Below are 26698 nucleotides of genomic sequence, written 5' to 3'. Positions count from 1 at the left end.
GGCGTCGACCCGCGCCACGGCGGCGGCCGAGCCGGCGCAGGGCGCCGGGGCGTTGCCCGGCCCCGCACCGGTCCCGTATAGGGCGAGGCCGCCGGCCAACGCGGTGACGAGGCCGGCGCCGACCGCGGCGCCCATCAATCGTCCAGGCATCATCGTTGCGTCCCTAAGAGCATTTCGAGCGCGGTGGATGCCGGCTCGCGTCAAGGAAATGCCACCACACGAAACGCTCTTGCGCGAGCGGAAGGATCGGGAAGACCATGAGCAACCGGATGTGGGGCGGACGCTTCGCGAGCGGCCCCGCCGAGATCATGGAGGAGATCAACGCCTCCATCGGATTCGACAAGCGCCTCGCGCCCCAGGACATCCGCGGCTCGCTGGCGCACGTCGCGATGCTGGGCGCCCAAGGCATCCTGCCGGCCGACGATGTGGCGGCCATTCAAGACGGACTCAAGGCGGTCCAGTCCGAGATCGAGGCCGGCAGCTTCGTGTTCCGGCGCGAGCTCGAGGACATCCACATGTCGGTGGAGAGCCGGCTCACCGAGATCGTCGGCCCGTCGGCCGGGCGCCTGCACACCGCGCGCTCGCGCAACGACCAGGTCGCCACCGACATGAAGCTGTGGGTGCGCGACACCCTCGACAACCTCGACGCGCAGGCCGCCGGGCTGCAGCAGGCGCTGGCCGAGAAGGCGCTGGCCCACGCCGGCACCGTGATGCCGGGCTTCACCCACCTGCAATCGGCCCAGCCGGTCACCTTCGGGCACCATTGCCTCGCCTACGTCGAGATGCTGGCGCGCGACCGCGGCCGGTTCCGGGACGCGCGCGCCCGGCTCAACGAGTGCCCGCTGGGGGCCGCCGCCCTCGCCGGCACCTCGTTCCCGATCGACCGGCACGCCACGGCCGCGGCGCTCGGCTTCGACCGCCCGACGGCGAACTCGCTCGACTCCGTCGCCGACCGCGACTTCGCCCTGGAATCGCTCTCGGCCGCCTCGATCTGCGCGATCCACCTGTCGCGCTTCGCCGAGGAGCTGGTGGTGTGGACCTCGGCGCAGTTCGACTTCGTCAGGCTGTCGGACGGCTATACCACCGGCTCGTCGATCATGCCGCAGAAGCGCAACCCCGACGCGGCGGAGCTGGTGCGGGCCAAGAGCGGGCGCATCGTCGGCGCCCTGATGGGCTTGCTCACCGTGATGAAGGGCCTGCCGCTGGCCTATTCGAAGGACATGCAGGAGGACAAGGAAGGCACCTTCGACGCGCTGCAGGCGCTGTCGCTGTGCCTGGCCGCGATGACCGGCATGGTCCGCGACCTCGAGCCGAACGCGGGCGTGCTCGCCCGCGCCGCCGGCTCCGGCTACAGCACCGCGACGGACCTCGCCGACTGGCTGGTGCGGGAGCTCGGCCTGCCGTTCCGGCAGGCGCACCACGTCACCGGCCGCCTCGTCGGCGTCGCCTCGGGCAAGGGCGTCGGGCTGGAGGCGCTGTCGCTGCCCGAGATGCAGGAGGCCGAGCCGCGGATCACGCAAGCCGTCTACGCGGTGCTGGGCGTCGAGAACTCGGTGGCGAGCCGGGTCAGCTTCGGCGGCACCGCGCCGGCCAACGTCCGCGCGCAGGCCGAGGGCTGGCTCGCACGGCTCGCGGAGCCGGTTGCCTGAAAATGGTGCAGAGCAACCGAAAGCCGGGTTCGTGCGTTCACGGTCCAGCTAGGTAAGCTCTGCTACACCGGCGCGAGCGCATCGGAGACCGCAGCATGCCCGTCGAGAGTTGGACGAAGCCGGAGGAGACTCCGGCGCTCGCCGCCACCGCCACCGCGATGATCGATGCGGCGCTCGTCGGCTCCGGCCTGTCGCGCGACGCCTACTGGGCCGCCGTGCGCAAGGGCTACAACACGCCCTACAACGATCCGCAGCCCAAACCCGCGCCTGCCCCGACTGCGCCGCCCCCCCCGGTGCGGATCGACCTCGACGAGGTTCCGGCCCTGCCGGTGGCGGCGATGGCGGCCCAGAACGCCGCCACCGAGATCCACGCCGGCTGACGGCGGCAGGTCGCCGCCATGCAGGTCGCCGCCATCTTGCCCAACCGTCGCCCAAGCTTCATGACTTCCTGAGGCCGGTGCCGGCTTCGCACCGGCCGAGGCTTCGGCGTGCGGGCCGCGCCGACACGCTGACCGGGACGTGATGATGCGATTTGCCCTTTGCCTGCTTCCGTTCGGCGCCCTCGCGCTGGCGGCCCTCCTGCCTGCCGGCGGTGGCCGGACCCTCGGGATCGCCTCCGCCTCCGCGCAGGAGGCCGAAGCCCCCGAGGCAGCCACGCCGAGCCGCCGCCGTCGCGGCGGCCGTGATCGGACGGCCAAGGCGACGCCGGGCAAGGCTGCGCCGACGCCGCCCGGCATGCAGCAGGCGACGCCGGTGGCGATCTTCGGCGATTGGAACGTCTTCGCCAGCGGCCAGGGCAGGACCCGCCTGTGCTACGCGATCGCGCAGCCGCAGACCCGCTCGCCCGCCACCCTCAAGCGCGACACCGCCTACCTCTTCGTCACCGTGCGCAAGGGCGAGAACGTCCAGAACGAGATCGCGGTGATGCTGGGCTTCCCCTCCAAGCCCGCCGCGGCGCAGGCCAAGCCCGGTGCGGCAGCCGCCCCCACAGACCCGGCGATCACCCTGGGCAGCGCGCGCTACGGGCTCGTGGTCAAGGACGGCAACGCCTGGCTGCAGAACCCTTCCGAGGAAACCCGCGTCGTCACCGAGATGAGCGGCCGGGTGCCCAAGCTCCTGGTCAAGACCGTCTCGATGCGCGGCAAGCCGACCAGCGACGAGTACGCGCTGGCCGGCTTCGGCGAGGCGATGAAGCGCACGCGCGAGGAGTGCAAGTAGGAGCGGGACGCGGCTTGCCGGCGCCCGTGCCTCAATGCCTGTTTGATTTCTGCGCATTCGGTGCGACGCCCCCTCTGCCCGCACGCGGGGAGAGGCCTGCAGGCACCTCGTCGTGCCTGCAGGAAGCGGAGGCGTAGCCGAGGCGGCGGTGAGGGGGAGGTGCCGGACGAGCCTCCTCCGTCGCCCCCCTCACCTTCGGCTACCGCCTCGCTTCACCGACGACGAGGTCGGCAAAGCCTTCTCCCCGCAAGCGGGGCGAGGAGTGCGCGGCAACCTCGAGGATCGCGTGTCTTCGGGGGTGAAAAAACCCGGTCCCTTAGACGGCGGCCAGCCTCCCGCCGCCCTGCCCTAACCCCGCCGCCGTCCGCGTGGTGCGGGCCCGGAAGCGCTCGCGGGCGGCGCGGGCTGCCTGCTCGGTGCTGCGGAAGACCGTGCCGTCGAGGTCGTCGAAGGCACGGGCCGAGGAGAAGAAGCGCACGCCGCCGGGCTCAGGTACGGCGATACCGGCGGCGATCTCGCCAACTTCGATGATCTGGGTCGGCGGCGGCTCCGCGTGCAGGCGGTTGCGGGCGCGTTGGGCCAAATGGTCGGCGAAAAGATCGTGCTGCGGCGCGGCCTGCGCGGCCGGATGAAGCTGAGGCATGGAATTCTCCCGGGGCCGGTCGTGGGCGGGCGTTGCAGGGCGGTCGGATCGTCCGTCGGCGCGTGCGTCAGCCGCGACAGCGACGGCGGGGCATCGCACCCTGCAGGGGGAGAGTGGACTTCGAAGCGTATCGGATCACGAAAAAAGCCCTCCTGACGATGAAGGACCGCCGGACGGCGCTGTCCGGCAGTGCTTTAGCGTTTGATGACGCGGCGCAAGCGAGGCTCTTCAAATCACCGCGGCCGGCGATGCTTGGCATCGCCCTGCCTGACTAAGATGGACATTGCGGGCCTCCGCGTCAAAGGAAGCCGTTTCCGTTTTTCCGAAGGTTTCGGGCAAAAAACGCGCGTCGCCGCCCGCACCGGCAGCCCGATCCTGCCTCAGGCCTGAGCGGAGGTCGCAGCAAGGGTCTCGGCCGGAAGCGCGGCCAGGAGCGCGGAGAGGTCGCGGTGGTCGCGGTAGACCCGGGCGGCGCCGGCCGCCAGCAGGTCGGCGCCGTCGCGGTCGTGGCCCCAATGGCCGCCGCCGGCGAAGCCCAGCACCCGCATCCCGGCGGCCCGCGCGGCGGTGACGCCGGGCACACTGTCCTCGATGACCAGGCAGGCGTCGGGGGAGAACCCCATCCGCGCGGCGGCGTGCAGGAACAGGTCGGGGAACGGCTTTCCGCGGGCGACCTCGACAGCCGAGTAGATCCGCCCCTCGAAGAGCGGCAGCAGGCCGGTGAGGCCGAGCGAGTGGCGCAGCCGCACGGGATCGCTGCTCGAGGCGACGCAGGTCGGCAGCGACAGGGCCGCGACGGCGTCGGCGATCCCGGCCATGGCCTGTAGCTCCGCGTCGAAGACCGCCAGGGTCTCAGCCTTCACCGCCGCGACGAAGCCCTCGGGAGCCGTCACGCCGTAGTCGCGTTCGACGTGGCCCATGATCGAGGTCATGGAGGTGCCGGCGAAGCGCGCCCGCACGGTCTCGACGTCGATGGCGACGCCGATGCGGTTGAGCCCGGCGGTGAGGCAGGCGAGGCTCAGGGGCTCGCTGTCGACCAGAACGCCGTCGCAATCGAAGATCACGAGGGCCGGCGCCGGGGCCTGTAGGCTTATGCTCACGGAAGGTCGGTTCCTGTCGCCGGGATCGCCCCTGTGGCACGGCGGGCGCGGGCGCGGCAACCGCTTGCGCGGCGCGGGCGGGGCTCGTAACCCCCTCAGGACCGGCCGACGAGCGTGCTCCCGAGACCCCGCGATGTTCCGTTTTCTCCTGCGCTTCCTCGGCTTCGTGCTGCTGGCCGGCGGCTTCGTCGCCCTGGTCTACGACGGGGCGCGCTCGGTCGCGAACAACGGCCTGCGGATCACACCTCTGAGCGAGCTGCTGTTCACCCTGTTCAAGGACAAGGCGAACGCGCTCCAGGGCGCGGTCGAGGGCGTCGCCCCGTGGCTGTGGAACCTCGCGGTGCTGCCGCTGACGCTGGCGCCGGCCTCGCTGCTCGGCCTCGGCCTCGGCGCGGTGCTGCTCTGGCTCGGCCAGCCGGCGCGCGAGCCGATCGGGTTCCTCACGCGCTCCTGACGGCGTCCGCTTCATGAACCGGGCAGGCGACCCCATATCAGGACATCATCCGACCCCGCCCGAAGGACGCCCGATGCTGCACCTGTTCCGCAAGAAGGCCGAGATGCCGAGCCCGGCCGACGCCCTGCCCGGCCGCCCCGATCCGCTGCCGACCGCCGAGACCCACTTCGTCAACGGCAACCCGCTGAAGGGCCCGTATCCGCCGGGCATCGAGACGATCGGCCTCGGCTTCGGCTGCTTCTGGGGCGCCGAGCGCAAGTTCTGGCAGCTGCCCGAGGGCGTGTTCGTCACGGCGGTGGGCTACCAGGGCGGCTTCACCCCGAACCCGACCTACGAGGAGGTGTGCTCCGGCCGCACCGGGCACAACGAGGTCGTGCTGGTGGCCTTCGACCCGATGGTGCTGCCGCTGGACGCCGTGCTCAAGACCTTCTTCGAGAGCCACGACCCGACGCAGGGCTACCGCCAGGGCAACGACGTCGGCACGCAGTACCGTTCCGGCATCTATCTCACCGATCCGGCGCAGGAGGCGACGGCCAAGGCCGTCCGCTCGGCCTACGCCGCGGCGCTGAAGGCCCGGGGCTTCCCGGACATCACCACCGAGATCGTCTCCGGCCAGACCTTCTACTTCGCGGAAGGCTATCACCAGCAGTACCTCGCCAAGAACCCGGCGGGCTATTGCGGCCTGGGCGGAACCGGCGTGGCCTGCCCGATCGGGACCGGCGTGGCGGCCTGAAGGCTTGGAACGTCAGCCTGCGATCCGTTCGCCGGGTTCCGCACCCGTCCGCATCGACGCCTGGCTCTGATCGAGACCACGCATCCCCTCGCCCCGCCTGCGGGGAGAGGGGAAATGCGTTCCACCCGTCGAACGTCCGTGCAACCCTCAGGACATCCGCTCCAACGCGATCGCCGTCGCCTCGCCGCCGCCGATGCAGAGCGCGGCGATCCCCCGCCGTCCGCCGGTGCGGGCGAGCGCGGCGAGCAGCGTGACGACGATGCGGGCGCCCGAGGCGCCGATCGGGTGGCCGAGCGCGCAGGCGCCGCCGTGGACGTTGACGCGGTCGGGCGCCAGGTCGAGGTCGCGCATCGCGGCCATCGCCACCACGGCGAAGGCCTCGTTGATCTCGTAGAGATCGACCTCGCCGGCCTGCCAGCCGACCTTGTCCAGGAGCTTGCGGATGGCGCCGATCGGCGCGGTCGAGAACCAGGCCGGGGCGGCCGCGTGGCTTGCGTGGCCGCGCACGATCCCGAGGGGCGTGACGCCGCCGCGCTCGGCCTGCGACCGGCGCATCAGCACCAGGGCCGCCGCGCCGTCGGAGATCGACGAGGCGTTGGCCGCCGTCACGGTGCCGTCGGGGCGGAAGGCGGGCTTCAGGGTCGGGATCTTCTCGGGCCGGGCCTTGCGCGGGCCCTCGTCGCTCGTGGCCTCGCCGACGGCGACGATCTCGTCGGCGAAGGCCCCGTCGGCCGTCGCGCGCTTGGCGCGGGCCAGCGACTCGAGGGCGTAGGCGTCCTGCGCCTCCCGGGTGAACTGGTAGTGCTGCGCAGTGTCCTCAGCGAAGGTGCCCATCAGCCGGCCGCGGTCGTAGGCGTCCTCAAGCCCGTCGAGGAACATGTGGTCGAGCATGCGCCCGTGGCCGAGGCGCTGACCGGCCCGCGCCTTGTCGAGGAGGTAGGGCGCGTTCGACATCGACTCCATGCCGCCCGCGACCACGGTCTCGGCCGAGCCCGCCGCGATCATGTCGTGGCCGAGCATCAGCGCCTTCATGCCCGAGCCGCAGACCTTGTTCAGGGTGGCGCAGGGTGTCGCGTCGGACAGGCCCGCGCCGAGCGCCGCCTGCCGCGCCGGCGCCTGGCCGAGGCCGGCTGGCAGGACGCAGCCCATCACCACCTCGGATACGCCGTCGCCGGAGAGCCCGGCTCGCGCCACCGCCGCGCGGATCGCCGCCGCGCCGAGCTCCGGAGCCGCGACTCGGGCGAGCTCACCCTGGAACGCCCCCATCGGCGTGCGCGCCGCCCCGGCGATCACGATCGGATCGGACATCCTCGGCTCCCGTGGCATCGCTTGGACAGGGGGACATTCCAATCCGGCGCCTGGGAGATGTCCAGCCTGGATGTGCCGCCCCGGGGTGTTCGGACGAAGCACCCGACCTTGCTCTGGCGCGGACCACCGTATTTACGCAGCACGCGAGAGGCGAGTCGACACCAGTGACGATCGGCTCGCCGCCGTCCTCCCGGTGCTACCAGTGGGGGTCGAAGAGAAAATCGCCACCTGCGATGCCCTCCCCCCTCTGCAAGGGAGGGAGATCGCGCGTCACACCCGGTCGCGCGCCGCGTGGAAACGGCCCCCCACCGACATCGGCGTCAGAGGGACATCAGGACGTTGACGGAGCCGACGGCGGTGAGGACGAGGCCGCAGACGAAGGCGCCGATCATCGCGTAGCTGAACAGCTTCATGGACGTGATTCCGTTCCGCTTCGCGCTCAGCAGCGGGGTCCGCCGCTGGTCTGGCCGTACTGCATCACCGGGCGGGTCTGCTGGTTGGCGTTGCCTTCGCTCGCCGAACTCGGGGCGCACCAGCCGGTGCGGGGCGCCGGCACGGCGTCGAACCCGAGCGAGCCGGTGGTCAGGTCGTCGTAGGGCGAGGGCGGGGCGACGCGGGCGGCGGGCGCCTCAGAGCGGAACGCCATCGCGGACGAGGCGGGCACAGCAACGCCGAGTATCAGAACAGCAACGACGGCAACGGAACGGGTCTTCATGTGGATATAAGGCTCCTTCTTGCAAGACTGTCCGCCGGTTCGGCGTCGATTCGTCTTGCATGAAGCTTATATAGCTTGCCCATTCCTCCGGCGGCGTGACGCACCGCACGCGGCAGGGCGGATTAAAACGCTCAGGTGCCTCACGGCTTGAAGTAGGGCCGCGCGACGATCGCGGTCGGGTCCACCGGGCGCACGCGCTGGGCGTGGACCACGCGGTGGGCGTGGACCACGCGGTGGGCGGTCCGCACGGGGCGCGGGGCCGAGACCGGGCGGCGGCCGCGCGACTCGTCGAGGTAGTCCGCGCCGCCGACGCCGAAGGCGCCGCCCTGCACCACGCCGACCGAGGGCGGGCGGCCGAGGAAGAACTCCTCGGCCCCGCCGGCGCAGGCCGGCGCCGCGGCGAGGAGGAGGATGGCGGAGAGGAGGAAGCGCATGCGGAAAGCTTACGGCGCGGCGCCTGCACGCCGCGTTAACGATGTCGCGAGAGCGGCGAGGCTCAGATCGCGGGGCTGAGATCGCAGATGCGGACCTGCGCCCGCTCGGCCCCGCGCCAGCGGTCGCAGGCCAGCGTGCCGGCGACGTGGAACTCGGAGCCGATTCCCGCGAGGATCGCCTGTCCGAGCGGGCCTTGCGCGCTCCGGAAGCTGATCGCGCCGACCGCTTGGCCGTCGCGGCTGCGCAGGCGCGCGCGAACATGGCCGTGGCCGACGAGGCCGGCGTCGACGATGCGGTGGCGCGGCAGGGCGAAGACCGGCTCCGGCGCGCCCTGACCGAACGGGCCAGCGCGCTGGATCAGGCGGACGGTCTCGGCGGTAGCGCCGCCGGCGCTGACCGTGCCGTCGAGCAGCAACGCCTCGACCGCCCGCGCCTCGGCCACGGCCTCCGCCAGGTCCGCGGCGAGGAAGGCGGCAAAGCGCGTCAGGTCGGGGCCGGCCAGCGTCACGCCCGCGGCCATGGCGTGGCCACCGCCCTTCGTCGCCAGGCCGGCTTCGACGGCGGCGCGGACCGCGTGGCCGAGGTCGGCGCCGGCGATCGAGCGGCCCGAGCCGGTGGCCGACCCGTCCGGCCGGAGGGCGAAGGCGAAGGCCGGTCGGCCGAAGCGCTCCTTGAGGCGCGCCGCGATCAGCCCGACGATGCCCGGATGCCACTCCGCGCTGCCTGCGACCAGCACCGGGCGATCGGGGTCGAGGGCGAGGGCGTGGTCCATCTCCGCTTCGGCTTCCGCCACCGCCTGAGCCTCGATCGCTTGGCGTTCGCGGTTCAGGCGGTCGAGCTCCACCGCGATGCGGGCGGCTTCGGCCGGGTCGTCGGTGGTGAGCAGGCGCGCGCCCAGGCCCGCATCGCCGATGCGCCCCCCGGCGTTGATGCGGGGGCCGAGCAGGTAGCCGAGGTGCCACGCCTCCGGCGGCCCGTCGAGGGCGGCGGCATCGAGGAGCGCGGCGAGCCCATGGCGGCCGCGAGCGCGCATCACGGTCAGCCCCTGGACCACGAAGGCGCGGTTGAGGCCCGTCAGCGGCACCACGTCGGCGACGGTGGCCAAAGCCACGAGGTCGAGGGCATCGGTGAGCGGCGGCTCGGGATGGGACCCGAAATACCCCTCCGCCCGAAGCGTGCGGGCGAGGGCCACCAGGGTGAGGAACACGACGCCCGCGGCGCAGAGGTGGCCGAGACCGGAAAGGTCGTCGAGGCGGTTCGGGTTCACCAGGGCGCAGACCGGCGGCAGCAGCTCGGGGGCGCCGTGATGGTCGAGGACGATCACGTCGAGGCCGAGCCGGGCCGCTTCCGCCAGAGGACCATGCCCGCTGGTGCCGCAATCGACGCAGACGAGGAGCGTCGCCCCCTCGCCGGCGAGCGCGGCGATCGCGGCCGCGTTCGGTCCGTAGCCCTCGGTGATCCGGTCGGGGATGTGGATGCGGGTCGGCACGCCGAGCCGGCGCAGGTATCCCGCCAGCAGGGCCGCGCTCGCGGCGCCGTCGACGTCGTAGTCGCCGAACACCGCGACGCTCTCGCCCCGGCGCACCGCCCGCGCGAGGCGCTCGGTCGCCGGCCCCATGTCGACGAGGCAGGCGGGGTCCGGCATCAGGTCGCGCAGGCGCGGGCGCAGGTAGGCCTCCGACCCGTCCGGCCGGACGCCGCGCCCGGCGAGCACGCGGGCGAGCAGCTCCGGCAAGCCGTGGGCCTGGACCATGGTCGCGGCGTAGGCCTGCGCCGCCGGGTCGGCGCAGCGTTCCCGCCACGGCCGCCCGAGGACGGACCGGGTGACGCCGAGGAAGGCGCGGGGCGCCTCGGGCTGGGCCGAGAGGTGAGGAAGGGCTGACACGGGGGCCACCATAGACCGCAACGGCGGCCAAATCCCGGCCCGCATGTGGGTCGCGGTCGCTACTCGTCGGCTTCCATCCCGGAGAGCGGCACGGCCAACTCGCAGAGCACGCCGTCCGGCGGGTAGGTCAGCCGGACCTCGCCGCCGATCGCCCCGGCCAAGCCCCGCTCGATCAGGCGGCTGCCGAACCCGAGCCGCGTCGGCGTCGCGACCGGCGGCCCGCCGCTCTCGGCCCAGCGCAGCCGGACCGTCGGCTCGCGACCGGCGGCATCGATCGACCAATCCACCACGATGAAGCCCGCGGGCGTCGACAGCGCGCCGTACTTGGCGGCGTTCGTCGCGAGCTCGTGGATCATCAGCGACAGCGACAGCGCGGCCTTGGAGCCGACCTGAACGTGCGGGCCGAACAGCCGCAGGCGGCCCGCCTGCGCGTCGTCGTGAATCGTCAGCGCGCCTTGGACGACCTTTTCGAGGCTCGCACTCTCGCGGGTGCCGTCGAGCAGGATGTCGTGCGCCTTGCCCAGCGCGATCAGCCGGTTGGCGAGGGCGTCGCGGGCCGCCTCCAGGTCGGTGGCGTTGCGCATGGTCTGCATGGCGATGGCCTGCACCATCGCCAGGGTGTTCTTCATCCGGTGGCTCAGCTCGCGGTTGAGCACCGCCTGCTGCTCCTCGGCCCGCAGGCGGCCGATCCCGACCTGGACCCGGTCCGCGACGTTGCGGGCGAAGGCGACCTCCTCCGGCAGCCAGTCGCGCGGCGCGGCGGCGTGGACGAAGAACAGCCCGACCGTGCGCCCGCGCTCGCGCACCGGCACGTCGAGCATGGCGCCGATGGCCTGCGCCATGAACGGCGCTGCGAACGGCGCGGTCCGCGGGTCCTCTGCGACCGCGCCGACGACGAGGGCGTCGCCGCGCTCGATCGAAGCGCCGAGGCGGCCGAAATCGGCGAAGCGGTGCGTGCCGGCGAGACTTTCCACCCCCGCCGCGGTCCAGTCCTGGAGGATCGTGACGTGCACCCCGCTCGCGTCGATCTCGCCGTAGCCGGCCCTGCTGGCATCGAGCGTCCGGCCGACGATCTCGGCGGCCTTGGCGGTCATCGCGGCGACGCAGGTGACGTCGCGCAGGTGGTCGCCGAGCTCGATCAAGGCCGCCCGGCGGATCGAGGCGGCGCGGGTCAGGCGCTCCTCGGCCTGCAGGCGGACCAGCTGGCGCCGCTCGCGCATCAGGATCATGATCTGCCGGGCCAGCCGCCGAAGCGCGTCCGCCTGATCCTCGTTCAGGCCCCCGGGCCGGGGCACGGTGTCGATGACGCAGAGGCTGCCCAGCGCCCGGCCGCTCGACGTGCGCAGGGGCGCGCCGGCATAGAACCGGATCCCCGGCGGGCCGGTGACGAGCGGGTTCTCGCGGGTGCGCGGGTCCTGCGTCAGGTCGGGGATGACGAGCAGGTCCGGCTCGCCCAGCGCGTGCCGGCAGATGGAGGCGTTGAGTTCGGTCTCGCAGAACAGGAAGCCGGCGCGGGCCTTGAACCATTGCCGGTCGGCGGCGACGAGGCTCACCAGGGCGACGGGGGCGGCGCAGAGCGCGCGCGCGATCTGGACCGCGTCGTCGAAGGCCTCCTCCGGGGCCGTGTCGAGGATGGCGAGCGCCTCCAACTCGGCGAGGCGCTCGGGATCGGAGGTCTCGGGCGACATGCCAGCCCCGGGTTGGAGAACCGTCGCACCGGATCGGCGGTCGGCGTTGCGGTTGTAGGGCCCCGCTCGACACAAGTCATCGTCGGGGCGCACCCCGAGCCGGAGCGCCCGGAACGCAGAAGGGCGGGCATCGCTGCCCGCCCCGTCCGCCGCATCCCGGATCGAAGGACGTCCGGTCAGAGGTTCTTGAGGATCTGGTCGACGACCTTCTTGGCGTCGCCGAACAGCATCATCGTGTTGTCGCGGAAGAACACCTCGTTCTCGACGCCGGCGTAGCCCGAGCCCATGCCGCGCTTGATGAACAGCACGGTCTTGGCCCGCTCCACGTCGAGGATCGGCATGCCGTAGATCGGCGAGGTCTTGTCGGTCTTGGCGGCCGGGTTGGTGACGTCGTTGGCGCCGATCACGAAGGCCACGTCGGCCTGCGGGAACTCGCCGTTGATGTCCTCCAGCTCGAACACCTCGTCGTAGGGCACGTTGGCTTCGGCGAGCAGCACGTTCATGTGGCCGGGCATGCGGCCGGCGACGGGGTGGATGGCGTACTTCACGTCGACGCCCTCCTTCTTGAGCAGGTCGGCCATCTCGCGGAGCGAATGCTGCGCCTGCGCCACCGCCATGCCGTAGCCCGGCACGATGATGACCCGCTCGGCGTTCTTCATGATGTAGGCCGCGTCGTCCGCCGAGCCCTGCTTGACCGGCCGGGTCTCGACCTCGCCGCCGCCGGCACCCGCCGCGGCGTCGCCGCCGAAGCCGCCGAGGATGACCGAGATGAACGATCGGTTCATCGCGTGGCACATGATGTAGGACAGGATCGCGCCCGACGAGCCGACCAGCGCGCCGGTGATGATCAGCGCGAGGTTGCCCAGCGTGAAGCCGATGCCGGCGGCGGCCCAGCCCGAGTAGGAGTTCAGCATCGAGACGACGACGGGCATGTCCGCGCCGCCGATCGGGATGATGAGCAGGCCGCCGAGGGCGAAGGACAGCAGCACGATCAGCCAGAAGACGACCTTGCTCTCGCCGCCGATGAACACCGCGATCAGCACGACCAGCGCCACCGCGAGGCCGATGTTGATGAGGTGCCGGCTCGGCAGCATGATCGGCTTGCCGGACATCCGGCCGTCGAGCTTGGCGAAGGCGATGACCGAACCGGTGAAGGTGATCGCGCCGATCGCCGCGCCGAGCGCCATCTCGAACAGCGACTCCTTGTGGATGTGGCCGTTCTCGAGGATGCCCACGGCCTGCGGCGCGTAGAGCGTCGCGGCCGCACCCGCCACCGCGGCGAGGCCGACGAGCGAGTGGAAGGCGGCGACGAGCTGCGGCATCGCCGTCATCGGCACGCGCTTGGCGATGACCGCACCCGCGCCGCCGCCGATGGCGAGCCCGAGGAAGACGAGGAGCCAGGCGCCCGCGCCGGACGGCGGATGGCCGACCAGGGTGGTGAGTACGGCCAGCGCCATGCCGACCATGCCGTAGAGGTTGCCCTGCCGCGACGTCGTCGGGTGCGAAAGCCCCCGCAGCGCCATGATGAACAGGACGCCCGAGACGATGTAGAGAAGGGCGGAGACGTTCTGGGACATGTCTCAGGCCTTCTTCTTGTACATGGCGAGCATGCGCTGGGTGACCAGGAAGCCGCCGAAGATGTTCACGCTGGCCAGCACGATGCCGATGAACCCGAAGGCGCGGGCCCAGCCGGTGCCCTTCTCGATCAGCGGCACGCCGGCGGCGAGGATCGCGCCGACGATGATGACGGACGAGATCGCGTTGGTGACCGACATCAGCGGGGTGTGCAGCGCCGGGGTCACCGACCACACCACGTAGTAGCCGACGAAGATCGCGAGCACGAAGATCGCGAGCTGGAACACGGTGGCGTCGACGGCGCCGTGGGTCACGGCGCTGAGGCCGTGGCCGACGCCGTCGGCGATCGCCTGGGCCTGGTCGGCGGCGTTGCGCGCGGCGGCCGCGGCCGAGCGCGCGGTGTCGGCGAGGACGCGGGTCTGGTCGACCGCCTGATCGGGGGGGATGTTGGCCATCGTTATGCTCCTCGCGACCGGCCTACGCCGCGCCCGTTGCCTGTGTGCTGGGTGACGCCGACACCCCGGTCTTCGACAGCCCGACCGAGGCCTGCTCGGATTGCGGCGAGTCCTTCGGGCGGTCGGCGACCGCCGCGTCGGCCTTCGGCTGGAAGGACGGGTGCACCACGGCGCCGTCGTGGGTCAGGTTGGTGGCCTTGACGAGCTCGTCGTCCCACTTGATCGCCAGCGCCTTCGACTCCTTGTCGACCAGGGTCTCGACGAAGGCGTAGAGGTTGCGCGCATAGAGCGCCGAGGCGCTGGCCGCGAGCCGGCCGGCGACGTTGAGGTGGCCGACGATCTTCACGCCGCGGTCGTTGACGACGACCTCGCCGGGCTTGGCGCCCTCGACGTTGCCGCCGCGCTCCACCGCGAGGTCCACGAGCACCGAGCCGGGCTTCATCGAGGCGACCATCGCCGCAGAGACCAGCTTGGGCGCGGGGCGGCCGGGGATCAGCGCCGTGGTGATGACGATGTCCTGCTTGGCGATGTGGGTCGCGACGAGGTCGGCCTGCTTCTTCTGGTACTCGGCCGACATCTCCTTGGCGTAGCCGCCCTTGGTCTCGGCCTGCTTGAACTCGTCGTCCTCGACGGCGACGAACTTGGCGCCGAGCGACTCGACCTGCTCCTTGGTGGCCGGGCGCACGTCGGTGGCGGTGACGACCGCGCCCATGCGGCGGGCGGTGGCGATGGCCTGCAGGCCGGCGACGCCGACGCCCATCACGAACACGCGGGCGGCAGGCACGGTGCCGGCCGCCGTCATCATCATCGGCATGGCGCGGCCGTACTCGGAGGCGCCGTCGATCACGGCGCGGTAGCCGGCGAGGTTGGCCTGGCTCGAAAGCACGTCCATCACCTGCGCGCGGGTGATGCGGGGCATCAGCTCCATGGCGAAGCCGTCGACGCCCGCCTCGGCCATCGCCTGCAGCTCGGCCTCGTGGCCGTAGGGGTCCATGATCGCGACGACCACGGCGCCCCGCTTGAGGAGCTTGAGCTCGTCGGCGCCGGGGCGGCGGACCTTGAGGATCAGGTCGGCGTCGCGGGCGGCCTCTTCGGCCGAGCCTACGACCGAAGCCCCGACCGCCTCGTACTCGGAATCCGGCATGCCGGCCTTCAGCCCGGCGCCCGACTGGACGGTCACGTCGGCGCCGAGCGCCAGGAACTTCTTGACCGTCTCGGGCACCGCCGCGACCCGCGGTTCCGCGGAATCGGTCTCCGACAGGACAGCGATGCGCATTCAGGACTTCCCTCGATTGACCGCTCCCGAATGCGCGATATGGAACGGCTTTTCGAGGCGAGTTGGTAAGACGAACTGACGGAAGCGTGACGATTGTAAGCGGCGGCCCCGAATTCTGGGGCGCGGACCGCCCCGATCCTTTCCGAGACGTCAGGCCTCAGGCGAAGGCAAGGTAGAGGGCCATGAGCACGGCGACCACGCAAGGCGCACGCCAGCCGATGTTCGGCGCGAAGGCGCCGAGGGCGCCTGCCGCGCTCGAGAGGACGACGCCGAGGATCGCGGTGAGCCAGGCCTCGCGGATGCCGCCGACCGCCAGGGCGAGCACCCAGCAGATCACCACGCCGCTGGCGATCTCGACGAAGCGGACGAATCCCCGATAGGTCTGCTCGTGCGTCTTCGCGTCCATCGCGGGGCTGTAGGCCCCACCGGAAACGCCCTTCGTATCGGCCATCGTGCGCTCGTCCTCGACGCTACCACTTCTCGGTGGGAGCGGGTTTAGCCCAAGCTTATTGCTGCCGCAATCGGCCGCAACCGGCGGGATCGGGCATCGCACGGCTTTGCTTGGCCCTCAATTCACTTGCGCACAAAAGATCCCCCGGACACGCGATCGTGAGCCGGCGAGGGACGCGTTATCTCGCGATCCGCCGAGGCCCCCGATTCGCGAACCCTCAGGCCGGCAGCGCCAGCCCGACCGCGCCGAGCGCCTCCGCCTGCCGCTCGGCGAGAGCGTCGAGGCTGAAGCGCTCGATCTCCGCCTCGAACAGGCGGTGATAGTTGAGCTCGGACTTGAGGTGCAGGAACACGGCTCCGAGGCCGACCGCGGCCCGGTCCATGAACACGAATTCCTGCGGCACGGTCACTGGCCCCTTCGCCTTCAGGGCCTGGTGCACCTCGAAGGCTTGGCGCCTGCCGTACTCGCCGGGCTTCACCCCGTCGGCGACGGTGCGGGTGCGATCCTCGAGCAGCGGCCCGTAGATGAAGCGCGCCCAGATGTTAAGGATCTCGATCTTCTCCTTGTCGAGGTCCTTGAAGCCCCAGACCTCGTAGGCGTGGACGATCCGCGCCATGTCCTGGGTGAGCAGGCCGCGGTAGAGGTCGACCACGCCGCCGACGAAGCGCGGATGGAAGATCCGCACGCAGCCGTAGTCGAGCAGGTTGATGCCCTGCGGCTCCCGCTCTGCCCCTTCGCCCTCGGAGAACACCGTGTAGTTGCCCAGGTGCGGGTCGCCGTGGATCACCGCGGCGCGGCTGAACGGGTGCCACCACGCCTTGAACATCGCCTGCGCGATGCGGTTTCGGATCTCGACGGGGGATTCCGTGAAGTTGAGGATGCGCTCGCCGTCGAGCCAGCCCAGCGTCAGCAGGCGCCTGGTCGACAGATCCGCGTGGATCGCCGGCACGCGCACCGCCGCGATGTCCTTGAGGACGGTGCCGTAGAGGGCGCCGTGCTTGGCCTCGCGGGCGTAGTCCAGCTCCTCGCGGACCCGGGCGCCGATCTCCTTGGCGATCTCGCGGGTGTCGAGCCAGGAGTTCATCCGCCGGTGCAGGGCGAAGGCGACCTCGAGCTGCTTCAGGTCGGCCTCCACCGCCGACTGCATGTCCGGGTACTGGAGCTTGCAGGCGAGCGCCGTGCCGTCGAGCGCCGTGGCGCGGTGGACCTGGCCGAGGGAGGCGGCGGCGGCGGGCTTCAGGTCGAAGCTCTCGAACCGCGCCTGCCAGCCGACCCCGAGCTCGGCCTGCATCCGGCGCTTGACGAAGGCGGCGCCCATCGGCGGCGCGTCGGCCTGGAGCTTCTGCAGCTCCACCGCGTATTCGGGCGGGAGCAGGTCGGGCACGGTGGCGAGCAGCTGCGCCACCTTCATGATCGGGCCTTTCAGGCCGCCGAGCGCCTGCGCCAAAGCCGCCGCGTTGGTGGTGCCCTCCTTGCCGAACAAGCGGGCGCCGGCCATCCGCGCGGCGACCCCGCCGACGTTGGCGCCGACGCGGGCGTAGCGGCTGGCGCGGGCGGAGAAGCGGTTGGCTTCCGGATCGGTCTCTGACATCGGCTGGGTTCGCACCTCTCCCCGACCGCGAAGCCCGATCCGACCCGCGTGGGCCGGGCGCTCCGGGTCTCGTTTCGACGCGCCCGCCCGCGGCGGACCGGATACCGGGCCCTCGGGGAGCGCCGACGGGACCGCCTCGCCCGAACGCATCGCAGATCGCGACGCCCGGGCGCGTGCGCACCGTCAGCTGGTGAGATAAGCCCTTCGCCGCCTGCCGCCAGGGCGCTGGGTCCCTGGGTCGCGGCGACGAGCGCGCCCGCGTCCCGCGCCTTGACGAACCCCGCGCAACCATCGTCTAAGACGCGTCGATCAGCACCGCGGCGCAGCTTCGTCCCGCCGCGGCGTCGAAACGGGTCCGCCGGTGTAGCACAGCGGTAGTGCAGCGGTTTTGTAAACCGAAGGTCGGGAGTTCGATCCTCTCCACCGGCACCATATCTTACAATGACTTACGGGCATTTTGCATACCTCCAGAGGTCACCTCGGCAACTCGGGGTAACACTGCGGGTAACGGGGGTGCGATTTCGCCGTTAGGCGAGACGAGGCTCTGAGGGGCATGAGGCCCGGCCAGGCTCGGATGAGTTTTTGGACAAGTTGTCCATCAACTCGACCGCTCAAGCGGCCGCGCCGGGCATCACCGTCCGGTCGCCAGATCGGCGAGAGCCTGAGCGTGCCGCATCCGGTTCGCAGCTTGGCGCCATAGCCAGTCCTCGAACCGTCCCGCTTTCATGGCGAGTTTCGACAGCAGCAGGGCAGCGACGGCAGCCTGTAGGGAACCGCGGACGACGAGGGGGTGCGGGCTCATAGACCGCCCTCCCGCTGATCGAGGCTAGCGAGATTGGTCAGAAGCAGCCGATAGCTGTTCTCGATCCTCATGCCGCCGTCGTCTGCCCAGACCCGGTGCATCGCGAGTCCCGCGCGCCCTTTGAGGGCTAAGCCTTCCATGGTCACTGCATCGATCGCCATGACCTTGAAGCCGAGGTCGATCACGATGCGGCCCTGGCGGAACGCCGCCGTCTCGATCTCCTCTTGGCCTACCTTCACCCAGGCAGCATCGTGCGCCGCATGATAGGCGTCCGAGATGGGCTTCAGCCGTCGGAGGTACTTGCCTCGTACGGTTCGACCGTCCGTCACCTTGACCAAGCGGTCGAGATCGTAGCGGCTCGGAATGCGAACGCGGTTCTGGACGTGCTTATTACAAGGTCGCCCGCTGAATGCGGGAGGCCACTCGGTATCGACCCAACCTCGGAAAGCGGGGACGTTGAGCTCCGGAGGGACCTCGGGCCGTACCGTCTCCCAAGCCTCCTTGCAGCGCGCGAGAGCCGCTGCAGCCTCGTCGTAGGCGCTCGTGGCGGCCGTCAGTTCGACGCCGAGCCGAAGCAGCTCTACGTCAGGATTAGGCGGTCGTTCGAGCGCAACCACGGCGCCCGAAGCGACACTGCCGGCCGAGAATGCGGCAAATCCTCGTAGGAAGCCGCGGCGGTTTGCGGCAGGGCTCATGCGCACCGCCTCCATGAGACGCTGCAGTCGCCGCCGAGCGCGATATGGCGGCAGGCTTGCTCGGCCTCCCCTCCACTGTCCGCGATACCGTTGTCGTCGCCCATCTCAAGATCATCGACGCCGCCGGCGCTCCAGCGGAGGTGGTTCATGCGGTCGTTGTGCGAGGTCGCATCGATCGACCCCAGCCACGGCTCAGCATCGGCGCCATCCTCGCGATCCGTGTCGCCGCCAAGGACATCTAATAAGGCGAGGTCCCGCTCGATGCGGTCAGCGACGCGCCGACGGAGTGCCTTAAGCCGTTGACGGTCGGCATCGGAGAAATGGCGACCCAAGCCCCGGCGGATCGCCTCGATCGCGTCGTGTGCGGCTTGATCAGGATTGGTCGTCCGCATGGCGTGGAGGGCGAGCGTGACGGGGCCAGGCTGCCTGCCGGCCCCGCGGGGTAATAAGGCCGACTGAGCGCCAGCCTGGGGTAATAAGGGCGTGCGTGTGCTATGGGCGCGGTTAGCCATGATCGTCTCCAGAGGACGCTTGTGGTCAGGGCCGGATGGAAGGGCTCAATCTTCCTTCCGGCCTGCCTATGTGGTACCACTGAGCGTCAGGCGCGTCAACTATGGTACCACATGACTAAGGGGCGGACCCGCGGGAAGCAAAAAGGCATGCAGATCCAAGTTCGGGTGCAGCCTGAGCAGGTCGCAACTCTCGACGCCTGGATCGCAGACCAGCCCGAGCCTAAACCCTCACGTCCAGAGGCGATCCGACATGCTCTGACGGACTGGCTTACGGGCCAGGGGTACGTACGGCATCGCGAGGACCCTGAAGGCGCGAACTGACACAGGCGATTGGCGAGATGATGTGGTAGCGGTCGTTCTAATTAGGCGAGGCGTAATTGGCTCGATGACAAAGGCTGAAGTGGAAGAGAAACCCTCTATGCATCCAGCCATCGCGGCGGCCAACGCAATCAAGCTTGTTCAAATCACCGGTCAGACAATCAACTATGAGATGGTCCTAATGGAGGGCTATCGCCGGTTCATCAAGCCAGGTGATGTAGCGGTCGATCTCGGGGCCCATGCCGGCGAGCATCTGGGGCAGATTGCACATTTGGTCGGTGAGGACGGCGCCGTCTACGCCTTCGAGCCGATTCCGCACCTAGCGGCCGCTCTTCGGAAGCGCTTCAAAGCAACACCTCGCATCCACATCCGCGAGGCCGCTGTATCGCGAGAGAGGGGCGAAACAGACTTTGTCGTCGCGGACTCACTCGCCGAAAGCGGTCTGCGGGCACACTTTTTCAGCCGTCCGGACATGCCAACGAAGTCGATCCGCGTCGCGGTTGAGACGCTAGACAACACCCTGGCGCACCTTGATCGGCTCGCTTTTATCAAGATGGACATCGAGGGAGCCGAGATCGATGCACTCTCCGGGGCAACGGCCGTTCTCGCCCGCCACCGGCCCATCGTCAGCGTCGAGTACGGCTGGGCGGGATACGGGTTTTACGGCCACGAACGCCGGAGTCTGTTCGATTTCGCGGCAGCACACAGCTATGTCTGTGCCGACCTGTTCGGCAACCTCGTTGAGGATGAAACGGTCTGGAACGCAGTCGTAGATTTTGCCACCTGGGACTTCTTCCTTGTTCCGAGCGAACGCAAAGTCGAATGGACGGATGCGTTCAGCCTGCGGTAGCCCTGCCGGCATGCGAGTGAAGCGCAACACGACGGAGATGGACCATGGCCGCTCCTGAACTAAAGATTAAGTCCTCTCCACTCAGCGGAAGCGTCACCCGCGACGGCATCACGGTCGATGTTCACATTTACCGGTTTGCCGGTACTGACGATGAATGGACCCTGGAAATCGTCGACCACGAGGGCGGCCATACTGCCTGGGAGGGTACTTTTGCGGACGATCAGGACGCCTACGACGCTTTCGAACAAGAGGTAGCTGAGCGAGGCATCCGGTCGTTCGTTGAGCAGCCGGTGACGCACTGATCGAGCACGTGGCGGTGAAGGGCGCACGGGAGTGAACCTTGAACGGCTCGCGATGGGGGTCGGCGGCTTCCTCGTGGCCTACGTGTTGATCACCGTGCTCATCTCGAACGGCTTCGACAATGCGCTCATGATGGTCTTCGGGTCCGGGGTCGTGCATTCGTCACGCTTATGGCCCTCCAGATCCGAGCCAATCACAAGCGGTGATCCGGACAAGCACGGAAGGATCTGGTTTATTTAATTTCAGGGAACACCCGGTGTCCGAACATCAGAGCAAAGAGTGGAAGCAAGCGGAAGCCGCTTTCGCTAAGCGGCAGAGCGCGCCCATCCCTATGCCCGGCGAGGAGCCGCCAACGAACGTGGCTGAGACCAACCTGGTCCGGCAGAAAGCCGCGCGGTTGGCGAGAGATGCCGAGCATCAGAAGGCGAAGAGCAGCCTGAAATGACTGCTCCCGGCGATCAGCCCGACAGGATGGTTGAAGTGTCCGGGCTGGCAGCGGCGATCGCTGATCGCATCCTTGAACAGCATGATGAGGGGACTTCGATCCCGCCCGAGCATTTCCACATGCTCGTCAGGGCGGCGCAGATGTTGGAAGACAACGCCGTGCCCTGGCCGCCCTCGGTAGAGCGTGTGGTGATGGAGATTGCGAAGCGGGTCGAAGTGGACGGGGCGGCGCGCTTGGGTGGAGATACCGAGCACCAGAAAACGAGGGGCGGTCTAAAATGAATCATAACGCCCGCAACGACATCCCGGCCACATTCATTTCGATCAAGCGCGGTGATGTAATGGCTCAGGTCGACGTCGAACTGGTTGGCACAGGCTACCACATGTCCTCGGTGATGACGGTCGACTCTTTGGACGAGCTGGGCCTAACCGAAGGCGACACCGTCCGCGTGCTCGCGAAGGCAGTGAACGTACTGCTGGTGAAACCGTAGAAGGCGGGTGCGGCGATCCTACGGCTTTTGCGCCAAGCTCTCGATGGAGCCGGGCGTCGCCCCCGGTTGTTCAAGCGTTGCTGCGGCGCTGATGGAGCGTGGTCGGCCAGGGGTACCCCCATGAAACGCACCCTCGTCGCCCTCGCCTTGATGCTTGGTACCCAAACCTGTCTCGCTGCTCCGTCGAAGGAGGAGGAGCAGGCCGAGATGATCCAGGGGCTGGTGCGCATCGTCGGCGCGCAGGCCGGCATCACGCTCTATTGCCGGAAGGCCTACACGATCGACGACACGGTGTCGGAGGGTCTGCTGCGAACCGTCCGTCCGACGCTCGACAAGGCCATTGGCCATCGGCAGGCCCAGACGGCGATCAAGGAAGAGGGCCAGCGCTTGTCCAAGGAGATCGCTGAGATCGGTGCCGAGCGCTGGTGTGCCGATCAGCGCGAGCTCCTTAACACCGACGGCATCCGCGTCTTTTTGGACTGAACGTCTGCCGCGGATTGGCCTGATTAACCGATCACCGGCATGCTACGATCCAACGTAAGGGTTCATGCGTGCCGAAGATCACCACCGTCGCCGTAGCCGGACTGTGGTCCGCGATCACCGTGGCGGCGCTTGGCGTCGTTGCGATGGATCAGGCGCACTCGATGCGTCGCGCCGATGCCGTCAACGTCCCGACCGCCATCGCAGCCGATCCCGCGACGACCGCCTCGATTATCCTGACCGACGCAACTGGCAACCGATACCGGAAACGCCTCGACTGAGAGCCGCTGGCTCGGCTGCCCTTCGGCATCGTTCGACTATCGCATGTCGGCGTCGTTCGCCGACTTGTCTTAGTGCGAACCGCTTTGAAGCACGCCTGCCCGCTCAATCGCATCGCAGGCATCGCGGACACCGTCGTCTGCCGCACTCTTCCCGCGAAGCGAGCTGCACGCCTCGGAAACGCTGAAGCTGGTGAGGAGACGATCAAGCATGTGAGCACCCCGTGCTGGGGTGAAACGTCGCCGCGATAGGCTTGCGCCAACGCCAAGCTCCGTCAGGCGCCGCGCTTCCTCGAAATGATCGAACGCCATGGGGACCACGAGCTGCGGGATCCCAGCTGCTAGCCCCTGCGCAACCGTGCCGATCCCACCATGATGGATCAGCGCGGCAGCATGAAGCAGCAGAGCAGCCAAGGGGGCGTAGGAGACGTGGATGATGTGAGGCGGCAGATCGGGCGGGACTTGACCCGATTGAGGAGCCAGAAGGATGCCGCGGCAGCCCATGCGATCGCAGATCTCCCGCGCTGTCTTGAAGAATGGGCGCCCGCGCCGCATCCCCGAGCCGTAGGTGAACACCAGCGGTACTGAGCCGGATCGCAGAAAGGCGATCAGATCCTCGGAAAGCTCCGGCGCATCTCCAAACTGATCGGCCACCGGAAAGCCGACCTGAAGGGCGTGAGCCGGCCAGTCCAGCTGCGGTGGCGCGTACCATCGGGGAAACATCAGGATCAGGGTCGGCGCGAGGTTCCACCAGTGGCGCAGGCGCCGTACTGGTGGCAAGTTGAGGGTAGCCCGGAACGCATTCAGGCTGGGCAATGCCGCGGGATCAATCACGTAGCGGTCAGCCCCCCGGCCAATCCAATGGCGGAACCTGGCCGGCAGCATGGGCGGCAATGGCAGGCCCGGCAGGCGTGGCGGCGCGTAACGGCTTTCCATCAGGAACGGCGTCACGTGGACCATCACGACGGGCAATACGAGCTTGTCCTGCGCCACACGAGCGCCAAGACCCAGAGTAGAGGTGACGACCACACCTCCGCCTGTTGCCTGCTCGGATGCAATCCAGCGATAGGCCGGTTCAGCCAGCGCGGCGACCGCCTTCAACATGATCTGCGCACCGCGCCAAGGGCGCCAGAGCCCCCGTGTGCCGATCAGTCGATCGTACTCGGCTTGCGTGCAGAGCGGATGGAATACGAGACCCGCTCGCGCTGCCAAACCTGCGAACGGTTCGGGCGCAGCGAGCGTCACCGCGTGGCCGCGCCGCGCGAGTTCGAAACCGATCGCCACCATGGGAAGAACGTCGCCATGGGTGCCGATCGCGAGTATCTGAACACGCGTGTAAGTAGATGGCAACACCTTTAGTTCGCTCACATCGCAGGGAGTGAAGACGTACTAATGAGCACGAAGGTACTTGCAGCAAAAATTGATATCGGATGCATACGGCGAGCCTTAGGCGTCGAACGGCGTTTCTTCCTTAACATGCCTTAAAGCGCTGGGCCTTACCCTGGCTTCTCGCGCTTTGCGATGACCCGGCAGGCCTGACGCAGCGTGATCTCCTGGTCAAGGTAGAGCGTAGCCGCCGCGTCGAGCACCAGTCGACCGAGCTCAAAGCTCCACACCGTCGCGAGATGCCATTCGATCGAGCCGGATGCCGTCCATGCCTCGACGTTCAGGCCGCGCTGGATCGGCGTCGGCACGATCTGCTTTTTCAAAGGCGGCAGGATGAGGCGCGCCTAGCGCACGGTCTCGTATTTCCGCGCGGATGGCGACCCCGGGCGGCGCTGGTGCCGGCACGAGTCTGACAGGTGCCGGAGCGCGTCGAACTGCTACATCGTGGGGTCGAAGCGCTCGACGGGGCCGTCCGTCGCGTAACGATCGCCACTAGGTGCAATGGCTGGGCAAAGGAAGTCCAACTAGCACATTCAGCTCTATAAGCCCGAGGTCACCCTAGAAATCAGCATAACCGCTCTCGTTAACAATTAGTTAACTATTACAACCAATTTGTTAATCTTCTCGGCCAAAGGTTTCTAGGCCGGAGCGGATGGCGGGTAGACCCTATGGACGCGGCAAAGAAGTACTCTTGGGAGAGCCTCTCGCCGCTGGACGCGCCCGTCAGCAAATCAAGCTCCGACGCGGAGCTCGCGAATGTGGTGCGACTGATCGGCCGCCTCGATGACATCGGTGGCGGCTTGCCGCCGACGCGACGTTCATCGCCTCAGGACTGGTCGCTGTTGATCGACCGCGTTCGGCATGCGGCGACCCACGCGCGCGAGGTCGAGGCGCAGGCGCAGGAACAGGAGCAGCGGGTCCACGAGCTGCTGGAACGGGCTCGTGAGGATCTCAAGCTCGCTGCTGAACGGGTTCGCGATGCCGAAGCACGAACGGCCGACATCCAGAGCCGTGCCGACGTGTTGCTCAATGCCGCCGACGAGCGTGTGAAGGCGGCGGAGGAGCGGGCGCGCATTGCGGAAGAGTGGCTGTCGCGCGTCTACGACACCATCGCGAACGAGTTCAGGGTCGAAGCCACTGCGAAGCGGACGGCCTGATGTCGACTAACACTCAGCGCCGTGCCGTCAATGCGCGCCAGGACGGAGATGCTTCCGAACCTAGCGAGGCTTGGCGCAGCAGCTCCAAATGGGCGGCTGACGTTAAATCAGGCGAGAAGGTCGTGCCCCTTTTCTCCGAGCCCAGTCTGCCGGTTCTGCAGGAGACACCCGGCGAGCCGACGGTGGTGGATTGGCCTGCCGCCCTCGACCTGATCCGAGATGTTGGGACGCGTGTTCGCAGAGCACGCGATTTTGCTCAGGAAGTCTCGCTGCGCTCGCAGTCGATCATCCAACGGAGCGTCAAGCAGACCGAGGATGCCGAGCGGCGCGCGCAAGCTGCTGAAACGGCCGCAGCCGCAGCTATTGCGAGAGCAAACAAAGCCGATGAAATCGCGCGTTTGTCTGAGGCAAGAGCTAAACTTGCAGAGAATCAAGCTGAAGAGGCGAGAGCCAGCGAAGCGGAAGCCCAGCTATGGCTGCGGCGCGTCCACGCCTGCCTTAAAGACGAGCTGGGCGATATCGTCGTTAGCCTTGCCTAGCATCGCTGTAGCTGCAACTTGATTTTCACACGCGCAGCCTTTTCTGAAATCCAGGAGTGCGACGATCCTTAGACCGTTGGAGAAGGCTGAGGCCGATCGGCCTTTCGTCGCACGCAGCTGCTTCGCCTGAACTACGCTCGATGCGAGCAGTTGCCGCGTGACCACGATAGGAGAGGTCACGAATGTCGAACCCAGCCAAGGGTCAGTCCGGCGACGGTCAGAACCACAGCTCGATGAGCGCGAAGGACCAGAAGGCTGCCGAGGTCCAAGAGGCCGGGAGCGCCAAGGCGGGCGCTGGCCACCCCGAGGTTCTGGAAGGCGGAAAGGCAGAGGCGCCAACCGAGGGCAAGGGTCAGCCGAAGTCCGCGGCGTCGAACGCGCCGGCTGGTGCGACGAGCGACGGCGCCACGAGCTCGGCAACCGTCGGGAAGGCCGAGAAGGAGGCTGCGGCCGCCGCGGGCGCCGGCAAGGAGCAGCACGGCCGCGGGCACCGCAAGGCGGAGTAGACGGTTCGGCCCCGCCGCGATCTGCTCACGCGGCGGGGGAACCCCGGATCTCACCAGCAAGGCTGATACGCAGTACTTGGCCCGGGCACAGGATGCCGCGAGGCGGTTAAGCTCGCATGGCACTGGACGGTGCCGGAGCGTCCCAGATCGAGGCGCGGAGCGGCCTCAGGCCGTCTCGGCGACCTTCTTCCGGCCGCGAGCCTTCGGGGCTGCCTCGGCGGCTTCTACGGCCTTGCGCGGCCGCCCGCGGGGCTTGGGCGTCTCGGAGACCGTCTCGTCAGCTTCAGCAGCCACCGGAGCTGCCTTGCGCAATTGTCCGAGGCCGAGCGAGCGTGCCAGTTCGGAGCGCTTGGCGGAGTAGCTCGCTGCGGTCGATGGGTAGTCAGCTGACAAGCCATAGCGTGCCCGGTAGCCCTCCATCGTCAGGCCATTCTTGGTTAGGTGGCGCTTCAGCGTCTTGTAGGCCTTGCCGTCGATGAAAGAGATCAACGCGTCTGGCGCAATCGACTTTTTGATCTGCGCGGCGGTCGCCTTCTCGGGTACGGCAGGCTCGGCGGCCGCTTCCTTGCCAAGGCCGGTCAGAGCCGAGTGCACGCTGGCGATCACGTTCCGCAGCTCTGACACCGGCACGTTGTTGGTAATTACCCACCCCTGTGACCGCTGGGTTCAGGCGCCAACGGTTTTGAGGATGGTGCCGAAGGAGGTGCTGCCTGTGAGGCGGGCGGTATCGACCACGGTGCGGATGTCGGCCTCGCCCGCAGCGG

32 protein-coding genes and 1 tRNA gene are annotated in these 26698 nt (G+C 68.8%); 16 read left to right on the top strand and 17 right to left on the bottom strand.

Translation table 11 applies throughout. The features are described 5' to 3' along the window. The first annotated feature begins 257 nt into the window (after nucleotides 1–257). The 3 genes from argH to FV229_RS13255 all read left to right on the top strand — a co-directional run bounded on the left by argH (nucleotide 258) and on the right by FV229_RS13255 (nucleotide 2867). Nucleotides 258–1649 (top strand): argininosuccinate lyase, encoded by a 1392-nt coding sequence (gene argH, locus FV229_RS13265; protein WP_147752435.1) that lies wholly within the window; start codon nucleotides 258–260, stop codon nucleotides 1647–1649. 95 nt (nucleotides 1650–1744) lie between these two features. Then, nucleotides 1745–2029, top strand: coding sequence for a hypothetical protein (locus tag FV229_RS13260; protein ID WP_147752434.1), 285 nt, complete (start codon nucleotides 1745–1747; stop codon nucleotides 2027–2029). 142 nt (nucleotides 2030–2171) lie between these two features. After that, the gene (locus FV229_RS13255) at nucleotides 2172–2867 is read left to right on the top strand and encodes an invasion associated locus b family protein (RefSeq protein ID WP_147752433.1); all 696 of its coding nucleotides are present in this window, start codon (nucleotides 2172–2174) and stop codon (nucleotides 2865–2867) included. Nucleotides 2868–3183: 316 nt separating this feature from the next. Here FV229_RS13255 and FV229_RS13250 read toward each other — a convergent pair whose 3' ends face one another. Then, nucleotides 3184–3510 (bottom strand): hypothetical protein, encoded by a 327-nt coding sequence (locus FV229_RS13250; RefSeq protein ID WP_246688181.1) that lies wholly within the window; start codon nucleotides 3508–3510, stop codon nucleotides 3184–3186. Nucleotides 3511–3890: 380 nt separating this feature from the next. Beyond that, nucleotides 3891–4610, bottom strand: a complete 720-nt coding sequence (locus tag FV229_RS13245; RefSeq protein ID WP_246688180.1) for an HAD family hydrolase — start codon at nucleotides 4608–4610, stop codon at nucleotides 3891–3893. 133 nt (nucleotides 4611–4743) lie between these two features. Between FV229_RS13245 and FV229_RS13240 the strand changes: the two genes are divergently transcribed. Further along, the gene (locus FV229_RS13240; protein ID WP_147752432.1) at nucleotides 4744–5064 is read left to right on the top strand and encodes a PetM family of cytochrome b6f complex subunit 7; all 321 of its coding nucleotides are present in this window, start codon (nucleotides 4744–4746) and stop codon (nucleotides 5062–5064) included. A gap of 76 nt (nucleotides 5065–5140) precedes the next feature. Continuing rightward, nucleotides 5141–5797 (top strand): peptide-methionine (S)-S-oxide reductase MsrA, encoded by a 657-nt coding sequence (gene msrA / locus FV229_RS13235; RefSeq protein WP_147752437.1) that lies wholly within the window; start codon nucleotides 5141–5143, stop codon nucleotides 5795–5797. A 147-nt stretch (nucleotides 5798–5944) separates the two neighbouring features. Here the strand turns inward: msrA and FV229_RS13230 are convergent, their stop codons facing one another. The 10 genes from FV229_RS13230 to FV229_RS13185 form a co-directional block, all read right to left on the bottom strand. Next, complete coding sequence (locus tag FV229_RS13230; RefSeq protein ID WP_147752431.1) at nucleotides 5945–7105, bottom strand: acetyl-CoA C-acyltransferase; 1161 nt, start codon at nucleotides 7103–7105, stop codon at nucleotides 5945–5947. Between the two features lie 439 nt (nucleotides 7106–7544). Then, on the bottom strand, nucleotides 7545–7820 hold the full coding sequence (locus FV229_RS13225) for a hypothetical protein (protein ID WP_147752430.1): 276 nt from the start codon (nucleotides 7818–7820) through the stop codon (nucleotides 7545–7547). Nucleotides 7821–7960: 140 nt separating this feature from the next. Next, nucleotides 7961–8254 carry a hypothetical protein gene (locus FV229_RS13220; protein ID WP_147752429.1) on the bottom strand — a complete coding sequence of 98 codons (294 nt, stop codon included), beginning with the start codon at nucleotides 8252–8254 and terminating at the stop codon, nucleotides 7961–7963. A gap of 62 nt (nucleotides 8255–8316) precedes the next feature. Further along, nucleotides 8317–10152 carry a single-stranded-DNA-specific exonuclease RecJ gene (gene recJ / locus FV229_RS13215; RefSeq protein ID WP_147752428.1) on the bottom strand — a complete coding sequence of 612 codons (1836 nt, stop codon included), beginning with the start codon at nucleotides 10150–10152 and terminating at the stop codon, nucleotides 8317–8319. A gap of 47 nt (nucleotides 10153–10199) precedes the next feature. Further along, nucleotides 10200–11828: a GAF domain-containing protein gene (locus tag FV229_RS13210; RefSeq protein WP_147752427.1), complete on the bottom strand. Its 1629-nt coding sequence runs from the start codon at nucleotides 11826–11828 to the stop codon at nucleotides 10200–10202. Nucleotides 11829–12004: 176 nt separating this feature from the next. Next, the gene (locus tag FV229_RS13205; protein WP_147752426.1) at nucleotides 12005–13405 is read right to left on the bottom strand and encodes an NAD(P)(+) transhydrogenase (Re/Si-specific) subunit beta; all 1401 of its coding nucleotides are present in this window, start codon (nucleotides 13403–13405) and stop codon (nucleotides 12005–12007) included. 3 nt (nucleotides 13406–13408) lie between these two features. Beyond that, nucleotides 13409–13858: an NAD(P) transhydrogenase subunit alpha gene (locus FV229_RS13200; RefSeq protein ID WP_147726547.1), complete on the bottom strand. Its 450-nt coding sequence runs from the start codon at nucleotides 13856–13858 to the stop codon at nucleotides 13409–13411. A 22-nt stretch (nucleotides 13859–13880) separates the two neighbouring features. Next, nucleotides 13881–15134, bottom strand: coding sequence for a Re/Si-specific NAD(P)(+) transhydrogenase subunit alpha (locus tag FV229_RS13195; protein WP_147752425.1), 1254 nt, complete (start codon nucleotides 15132–15134; stop codon nucleotides 13881–13883). Nucleotides 15135–15291: 157 nt separating this feature from the next. Continuing rightward, nucleotides 15292–15585, bottom strand: a complete 294-nt coding sequence (locus tag FV229_RS13190; RefSeq protein ID WP_147752424.1) for an aa3-type cytochrome c oxidase subunit IV — start codon at nucleotides 15583–15585, stop codon at nucleotides 15292–15294. Nucleotides 15586–15802: 217 nt separating this feature from the next. Continuing rightward, entirely contained in the window at nucleotides 15803–17176 is a 1374-nt protein-coding gene (locus FV229_RS13185; protein WP_147752423.1) for an AarF/UbiB family protein, read from the bottom strand. A 357-nt stretch (nucleotides 17177–17533) separates the two neighbouring features. On the opposite strand from FV229_RS13185, the gene FV229_RS13180 reads away from it, so the two are divergent. Continuing rightward, nucleotides 17534–17608, top strand: a tRNA-Thr gene (locus FV229_RS13180). Nucleotides 17609–17974: 366 nt separating this feature from the next. On the opposite strand, the gene FV229_RS13175 is transcribed toward FV229_RS13180, so the two are convergent. Both FV229_RS13175 and FV229_RS13170 read right to left on the bottom strand, forming a co-directional pair. Then, nucleotides 17975–18673 carry a hypothetical protein gene (locus FV229_RS13175; RefSeq protein WP_147752422.1) on the bottom strand — a complete coding sequence of 233 codons (699 nt, stop codon included), beginning with the start codon at nucleotides 18671–18673 and terminating at the stop codon, nucleotides 17975–17977. Continuing rightward, on the bottom strand, nucleotides 18670–19065 hold the full coding sequence (locus FV229_RS13170) for a hypothetical protein (RefSeq protein ID WP_147752421.1): 396 nt from the start codon (nucleotides 19063–19065) through the stop codon (nucleotides 18670–18672). The genes FV229_RS13175 and FV229_RS13170 overlap by 4 nt, the downstream gene beginning before the upstream one ends. Nucleotides 19066–19570: 505 nt before the next feature. Between FV229_RS13170 and FV229_RS13160 the strand changes: the two genes are divergently transcribed. The 7 genes from FV229_RS13160 to FV229_RS13130 all read left to right on the top strand — a co-directional run bounded on the left by FV229_RS13160 (nucleotide 19571) and on the right by FV229_RS13130 (nucleotide 22349). Then, nucleotides 19571–20353 carry an FkbM family methyltransferase gene (locus FV229_RS13160; RefSeq protein ID WP_246688179.1) on the top strand — a complete coding sequence of 261 codons (783 nt, stop codon included), beginning with the start codon at nucleotides 19571–19573 and terminating at the stop codon, nucleotides 20351–20353. 44 nt (nucleotides 20354–20397) lie between these two features. Continuing rightward, entirely contained in the window at nucleotides 20398–20655 is a 258-nt protein-coding gene (locus FV229_RS13155; protein ID WP_147752419.1) for a hypothetical protein, read from the top strand. Nucleotides 20656–20909: 254 nt separating this feature from the next. After that, complete coding sequence (locus tag FV229_RS13150) at nucleotides 20910–21098, top strand: hypothetical protein (RefSeq protein ID WP_147752418.1); 189 nt, start codon at nucleotides 20910–20912, stop codon at nucleotides 21096–21098. Then, the gene (locus FV229_RS13145) at nucleotides 21095–21379 is read left to right on the top strand and encodes a hypothetical protein (protein WP_187275138.1); all 285 of its coding nucleotides are present in this window, start codon (nucleotides 21095–21097) and stop codon (nucleotides 21377–21379) included. Before FV229_RS13150 ends, FV229_RS13145 begins: the two co-directional genes overlap by 4 nt. Beyond that, a complete protein-coding gene (locus FV229_RS13140; protein ID WP_147752417.1) occupies nucleotides 21376–21588 on the top strand; it encodes a TOBE domain-containing protein in 213 nt (70 codons plus the stop codon). Before FV229_RS13145 ends, FV229_RS13140 begins: the two co-directional genes overlap by 4 nt. Nucleotides 21589–21708: 120 nt before the next feature. Continuing rightward, nucleotides 21709–22071, top strand: a complete 363-nt coding sequence (locus FV229_RS13135; protein WP_147752416.1) for a hypothetical protein — start codon at nucleotides 21709–21711, stop codon at nucleotides 22069–22071. Nucleotides 22072–22139: 68 nt separating this feature from the next. Continuing rightward, nucleotides 22140–22349, top strand: a complete 210-nt coding sequence (locus tag FV229_RS13130) for a hypothetical protein (protein ID WP_147752415.1) — start codon at nucleotides 22140–22142, stop codon at nucleotides 22347–22349. A gap of 69 nt (nucleotides 22350–22418) precedes the next feature. On the opposite strand, the gene FV229_RS13125 is transcribed toward FV229_RS13130, so the two are convergent. Both FV229_RS13125 and FV229_RS13120 read right to left on the bottom strand, forming a co-directional pair. Beyond that, the gene (locus tag FV229_RS13125) at nucleotides 22419–23699 is read right to left on the bottom strand and encodes a nucleotide disphospho-sugar-binding domain-containing protein (protein WP_348644182.1); all 1281 of its coding nucleotides are present in this window, start codon (nucleotides 23697–23699) and stop codon (nucleotides 22419–22421) included. A 143-nt stretch (nucleotides 23700–23842) separates the two neighbouring features. Beyond that, on the bottom strand, nucleotides 23843–24040 hold the full coding sequence (locus tag FV229_RS13120; RefSeq protein ID WP_147752413.1) for a hypothetical protein: 198 nt from the start codon (nucleotides 24038–24040) through the stop codon (nucleotides 23843–23845). Between the two features lie 360 nt (nucleotides 24041–24400). Here FV229_RS13120 and FV229_RS13115 point away from each other — a divergent pair, with 360 nt between their 5' ends. From FV229_RS13115 to FV229_RS13105, 3 genes are all read left to right on the top strand, one after another. Further along, complete coding sequence (locus FV229_RS13115; RefSeq protein WP_147752412.1) at nucleotides 24401–24889, top strand: hypothetical protein; 489 nt, start codon at nucleotides 24401–24403, stop codon at nucleotides 24887–24889. Next, nucleotides 24889–25428 carry a hypothetical protein gene (locus tag FV229_RS13110; RefSeq protein WP_147752411.1) on the top strand — a complete coding sequence of 180 codons (540 nt, stop codon included), beginning with the start codon at nucleotides 24889–24891 and terminating at the stop codon, nucleotides 25426–25428. Before FV229_RS13115 ends, FV229_RS13110 begins: the two co-directional genes overlap by 1 nt. Nucleotides 25429–25610: 182 nt before the next feature. Further along, the gene (locus FV229_RS13105) at nucleotides 25611–25934 is read left to right on the top strand and encodes a hypothetical protein (protein WP_147752410.1); all 324 of its coding nucleotides are present in this window, start codon (nucleotides 25611–25613) and stop codon (nucleotides 25932–25934) included. 165 nt (nucleotides 25935–26099) lie between these two features. Here FV229_RS13105 and FV229_RS13100 read toward each other — a convergent pair whose 3' ends face one another. Then, complete coding sequence (locus FV229_RS13100) at nucleotides 26100–26540, bottom strand: MucR family transcriptional regulator (protein ID WP_348644181.1); 441 nt, start codon at nucleotides 26538–26540, stop codon at nucleotides 26100–26102. Nucleotides 26541–26698: the final 158 nt, after the last annotated feature.

The sequence above is a fragment of the Methylobacterium sp. WL120 genome (genome assembly GCF_008039465.1).
In the GTDB taxonomy this organism is placed as follows: Bacteria; Pseudomonadota; Alphaproteobacteria; order Rhizobiales; family Beijerinckiaceae; genus Methylobacterium; species Methylobacterium cerastii.
Note: the sequence above shows the minus strand (reverse complement) of the source record. Positions and strands in the feature narration are given on the sequence as shown.